General features: G+C 40.3%; 5 protein-coding genes. 1 reads left to right on the top strand and 4 read right to left on the bottom strand.

Features of this window, described 5'->3' with window-relative positions:
- Positions 1–288: 288 nt before the first annotated feature.
- The 4 genes from parE to ADM33_RS08110 all read right to left on the bottom strand — a co-directional run bounded on the left by parE (position 289) and on the right by ADM33_RS08110 (position 4516).
- A complete protein-coding gene (gene parE / locus ADM33_RS08125) occupies positions 289–2238 on the bottom strand; it encodes a DNA topoisomerase IV subunit B (protein ID WP_049504391.1) in 1950 nt (649 codons plus the stop codon).
- A gap of 144 nt (positions 2239–2382) precedes the next feature.
- Complete coding sequence (locus ADM33_RS08120) at positions 2383–3225, bottom strand: amino acid ABC transporter substrate-binding protein (protein ID WP_049504390.1); 843 nt, start codon at positions 3223–3225, stop codon at positions 2383–2385.
- Between the two features lie 9 nt (positions 3226–3234).
- Positions 3235–3864 (bottom strand): amino acid ABC transporter ATP-binding protein, encoded by a 630-nt coding sequence (locus ADM33_RS08115; protein ID WP_049504388.1) that lies wholly within the window; start codon positions 3862–3864, stop codon positions 3235–3237.
- Positions 3865–3874: 10 nt separating this feature from the next.
- Positions 3875–4516 carry an amino acid ABC transporter permease gene (locus tag ADM33_RS08110; protein WP_049504385.1) on the bottom strand — a complete coding sequence of 214 codons (642 nt, stop codon included), beginning with the start codon at positions 4514–4516 and terminating at the stop codon, positions 3875–3877.
- Positions 4517–4731: 215 nt separating this feature from the next.
- Here ADM33_RS08110 and plsY point away from each other — a divergent pair, with 215 nt between their 5' ends.
- Positions 4732–5373, top strand: a complete 642-nt coding sequence (gene plsY / locus ADM33_RS08105) for a glycerol-3-phosphate 1-O-acyltransferase PlsY (protein WP_049504383.1) — start codon at positions 4732–4734, stop codon at positions 5371–5373.
- The last annotated feature ends 88 nt before the right edge of the window (positions 5374–5461 follow it).

Below are 5461 nucleotides of genomic sequence, written 5' to 3'. Positions count from 1 at the left end.
TCATTGTATCTAGCATACTTATAAAAAGAGCAGACTCCAAAAGATTCAAATTTATTCAAAAAGTCTTCAAGCAAAGTTTCTGAAATCCCTTGTCCTTCTTGCCTCAATTCAAATGTTTCTAAAAATTGAAAATATTCTTCTTTTGTTATCATAACTTTTCCTCCAACGACGTGAGAAAAGCAAAACGTTATTTTTTACTTTTCGAGCTAGTAAGGGAGTTAGCTTGTCCGCCTGATAGCGGCAAGCGTCTTTTCATTAGGAGCGTTTGCTCCAATGAAAAGTACTCCGTTAAAACACCATCTCCCCACTCTCCTCCAACGTAAACTTGACATTGTCTTCGATCCACTTACGACGTGGTTCGACCTTATCACCCATGAGGACATTGACACGACGTTCTGCGCGTGCTAGGTCTTCAATCGTAACACGGATGAGGGTACGAGTTTCTGGATTCATGGTTGTTTCCCAGAGTTGATCGGCATTCATCTCACCAAGACCTTTATATCGTTGAAGTGTAGCGCCTTTACCAAACTGCTTGCGAAGTTCTTCCAGTTCCCCGTCTGTCCAAGCGTAGGCCACTTCTTCTTTCTTGCCTTTACCTTTGGACATCTTGTAAAGAGGCGGAAGGGCGATATAGACATGTCCTGCCTCGACTAGTGGACGCATGTAGCGATAAAAGAAGGTTAAGAGAAGGGTTTGAATGTGGGCACCATCGGTGTCTGCATCGGTCATGATAATGATCTTGTCATAGTTAGCATCTTCAAGGGAGAAGTCTGCCCCAACACCAGCACCGATGGTATAAATCATGGTGTTGATTTCTTCATTTTTCAGGATATCTGCCATCTTGGCCTTGGCTGTATTGATGACCTTACCACGGAGAGGCAAGATAGCTTGAAACTTGCGGTCACGACCTTGTTTGGCAGATCCACCGGCAGAGTCCCCCTCGACCAGATAGAGTTCGTTCTTAGCCGGATTTTTAGACTGGGCTGGGGTTAATTTACCAGAAAGCAAGCCCTTATCTTTTTTGTTTTTCTTGCCATTGCGACTCTCATCACGCGCTTTACGTGCTGCCTCACGGGCATCACGAGCCTTGATAGCTTTACGAATCAGATTAGAAGCCAACTCCCCATTTTCCATGAGGAAGAAGGTTAACTTATCAGCCACAATCCCATCTACAACTGGACGAGCTAGTGGACTTCCTAGTTTGTCCTTAGTCTGTCCTTCAAATTGCAAATGTTCTTCAGGAACCAAGATAGAAAGAACAGCTGATAAACCTTCACGGTAATCTGACCCTTCTAGGTTTTTATCTTTTTCTTTGAGAAGGCCAGTTTTTCTCGCATAGTCATTCATGACTTTGGTAATGGCAGACTTGAGTCCTGTCTCATGCGTTCCACCATCTTTGGTACGAACGTTATTAACAAAGGACAAGATGTTATCTGAAAAGCCATCATTATACTGGAGGGCTACTTCTACTTGAAAACCATTATCTTCCCCTTCAAAATATAGGACAGGCGTCAAGGTTTCCTTGTCTTCGTTGAGGTAAGAAACAAAGTCTTGTACCCCATTTTCATAATGGAATTCAATTGCTTCGTCTGTTCGCTTATCCGTTAATGACAAGGTTACATTTTTCAAAAGAAAGGCTGACTCATTGAGACGCTCTGAAATGGTATGGTACTTAAAGTCTGTCGTGGAAAAGATACTAGCATCCGGCATGAAGGTCACTTTGGTACCTGTCTTAGATTTTGGTGCTGTACCAACCTTTTCAAGAGTTGTTACTGGCTTCCCACCGTTTTCAAAACGTTGCTTGTAAACCGCACCATCACGAGTAATTTCTACTTCCAGCCAACTAGAGAGGGCATTCACGACAGAAGAACCAACCCCGTGGAGACCACCAGAAGTCTTATAACCACCTTGACCGAATTTTCCTCCAGCGTGAAGAATGGTAAAGATTACCTCAACCGTTGGAATTCCCATAGCGTGCATACCAGTCGGCATCCCACGTCCATGGTCTTGAACCGTTAAACTTCCGTCTTTATTAATGGTCACATCAATACGATCGCCGAATCCAGACAGGGCTTCATCGACCGCATTATCGACAATTTCCCAAACAAGGTGATGTAGCCCAGCGCCGTCAGTCGATCCGATATACATTCCCGGACGTTTTCGAACCGCATCTAACCCTTCTAACACCTGAATGGCGTCATCATTATAATTGTTAATATTGATTTCCTTTTTTGACACAAGGAACCTCCTATTTGTTCATCTTTTCTATTTTACAGGTTTTCTAGGGATTTTGCAAAATTTTCTAGTTAAAAGCCTATTCACAAGTCCTTTTTAGCAAAAAACCGTCCATCTTCACCAAAAAAAGAAACCAAGATATACATCTTAGTTTTCTTTTCCTTTAACTTGGCTTGTTGCTATATCTTCACCAAACCATTTTTGGCTAATTTCTTGGAATTTACCTTCTTGATAGAGTTCCACAAAAGCTTGATTCAAATTTGCTAACAAGGTCTTATCTGCTGGTCTTACTCCAACTGCAAAAGACTCACTCTCAAAACCAGCTGGGAAAATCTCATACTGGTCTATAATCCCTTCCGTTTTAAGATAATAATTAGCGTAAACACGGTCAATTAAAAGAGCATCAATCCGATCATTTTGCAAGTCAATCAAGGCTTCGTTAAAACTCTGATATTGGTTGGCTTTTTGATCTTTTACAATATTTTTTAAGAGTTCTGGCTGAGCTTCAAAATCTAGATAACCAGAAGAACCTGCTTGGGCTCCCAAAATCTTATTTTTCATATCCGAAACCGACTGGATATTTTGCGATTTTTTAGAGACGAGAACTTGTTGATTCTCCATGTAAGGAATGGTAAAAGCAACCTTCTCACGGCGTTCATCTGTTGCGGAATATCCATTCCAGATAGCATCAATAGTGCCGTTTTGAAGTTCTGTTTCCTTCATATCCCAATCAATGGGTTGAAACTGTACCTTGAACCCCAGTTTCTCAGAAACAGCCTGGGCTAAGTCAATATCAAATCCGACATATTGGCCATTCTTTTCTTCAAACCCCATAGGAACAAAGGTATTGTCAAATCCAATAGTAATGCTTCCTTGTTGTTGGTATTTGTCCCAATTATCGACTTTGGGATCACTAGCTTTTTGCGTACATCCTACTAGGAAAAAAGCCAGAAAGAATACCAAAACAAGACTGATTTTCTTTAGATTCATAGACACCTCCTACTTAGGCTCTACTTTGAGAATCTGATCAGCAATATTCTCTGCAAACTGGAGATCGTGAGTCACGACAATCTGAGTCATGCCTAATTCTCGATTTTGTAGGATTAGTTTTTCAACCTCGAGACGCAACTCTGGGTCAAGGGCTGAAGTTGGTTCGTCATAACCAATCACTTCTGGATCAATCATCATAGCACGCGCTAAGGCAACCCGTTGCTTTTGACCACCAGATAAGGAGTATGGATAGGCATCTGCATGAGCTTCGAGTCCCAGACGAGTTAATAAGTCGACCGCCTTCTTCTTTGCATCTGCTTCAGACATCCCCATAGTCTTGATAGGTGACAAAATCAAGTTTTCCATAACGGATAAGTGAGGAAAAAGCTGAAAATCTTGAAAAACAAAACCTAACAAGTGGCGCTTTTCAAGTTCATCCAAAGGTAGGGATTCTCCATTATAAAAAATCTCTCCCGAATCAATGGTTTCTAGTCCAGCTAACATTCTAAGCAAGGTAGTCTTTCCACCACCAGAAGGGCCAACAATGGCCAAAATTTGCTTTTCAGGAATTGTTAAACTGAAATTGGATAAAATTTCTTTTTTTCCAAATTTTTTGCTGATATTTCTTAACTCTAACATGGATAACCTCCTATCTATAGTAGCTAAACTTTTTCTCAAGTTTCTTAGCTATAATCGTAACAATACCAATCATGAGAAGATAGATAGCTCCTGCTAAAAACATTGGAATCAAGCTCGCATCACGATTGGCAGCAGTACGACTAGCTAGGATTAAATCTGAAATACCGAGTGCATAGACCAGAGAAGTATCCTTAACCAAACTCATAACCTCATTAAATACACTTGGTAAGACAATCTTGGTCACCTGTGGCAAGATGATATAGCGAACCGTATCGAAGTGATTGAATTTCAAAACCTTAGCTGCTTCGTATTGCCCCTGAGGAATCGTTGCAATTCCTCCACGGAAAATTTCAGCAAAATAGGCTGCATAATTAAGCGTGAAGGCAATAATCGCAGCTGGCACCCGGTCCAATCGAATTCCGATACTTGGTAGGACATAATAAATAAAAATTAGTTGCAAAAGCAAGGGTGTCCCACGCATCACCCAGATATAAACATCAATTATGTAATGGAGGGGTTTCCAATGGACCTGTAAGCAAAAGGCAACCAAAATACCTAAAGGGATTGAAAAGAGCAAGACCAGTGCAAAAACTTGTAAAGTCATTGTAGCACCGCTCAATAAAGTTGGTAATATCTCAAATAAGTAAGACATACTCCACCTCCTAAAAATAATTGTTCCTATTATAGCATAAATAAACACAAAATCAAGGATTTTCAGAAATTACCATGAATTTTTAAAACTTTATCCTTAATTTCCGAACAATAGTGTTCATGAGAAAATTTTTCTACTTACATAAAGTATCAGATGTCACAATTTGAGAAAAGATTCCTTTCCGTTTCTCTCCTATTTCATGGTATAATAGAAGCATGATGACAATAGTATTATTAATTTTAGCTTATTTATTGGGTTCTATCCCTTCAGGACTGTGGATTGGGCAAATCTTCTTTAAGATCAATCTAAGAGAACATGGTTCAGGTAATACTGGAACGACCAATACCTTTCGTATTTTAGGTAAGAAAGCGGGTATGGCAACCTTCGTGATTGACTTTTTCAAAGGAACCATCGCAACCTTGCTTCCACTTATCTTTCATGTTCAAGGTGTGTCACCTCTAGTCTTTGGCCTTTTAGCTGTGATTGGGCATACCTTCCCAGTATTTGCAGGATTTAAAGGAGGAAAGGCTGTCGCAACTAGTGCTGGAGTCATTTTCGGATTTGCTCCTCTATTTTGCCTCTATCTAGCAGTAGTCTTCTTTGGAACTCTATATCTAGGAAGCATGATTTCTCTCTCTAGTGTTACTGCTGCTCTCGCTGCTGTACTTGGGGTGATTCTCTTTCCACTTATCGGTTTCCTACTGCCAAGTTACGATTTATTATTCGTAGCGATTATCCTAGCTCTCGCAGGTTTAATTATTATCCGCCACAAAGATAATATCAATCGTATTCGTAATAAAACAGAAAATCTTGTTCCCTGGGGCTTAAACCTCACACATCAAGAACCTAAACAATAAAACGTCAGTTTCAAACTGACGCTTTTTTGGGCTCTATAATTTCTGTAGTGGGTAGCACCACCATAGGAATTATGGAGCCTATTTTGTT

Origin of the sequence: Streptococcus oralis (genome assembly GCF_001075875.1) — a bacterium.
Classification (GTDB): Bacteria; Bacillota; Bacilli; order Lactobacillales; family Streptococcaceae; genus Streptococcus; species Streptococcus oralis_I.
The sequence above is the reverse complement of the archived record's forward strand: the minus strand, read 5'-3'. Positions and strand labels throughout refer to the sequence as shown.

Bases quoted from the DNA above. Each gene is read 5' to 3' on its own strand.
- ADM33_RS08120 (WP_049504390.1), bottom strand. From the start codon at position 3,225: ATGAATCTAAAGAAAATCAGTCTTGTTTTGGTATTCTTTCTGGCTTTT.
- ADM33_RS08115 (WP_049504388.1), bottom strand. From the start codon at position 3,864: ATGTTAGAGTTAAGAAATATCAGCAAAAAATTTGGAAAAAAAGAAATT.
- ADM33_RS08110 (WP_049504385.1), bottom strand. From the start codon at position 4,516: ATGTCTTACTTATTTGAGATATTACCAACTTTATTGAGCGGTGCTACA.
- plsY (WP_049504383.1), top strand. From the start codon at position 4,732: ATGATGACAATAGTATTATTAATTTTAGCTTATTTATTGGGTTCTATC.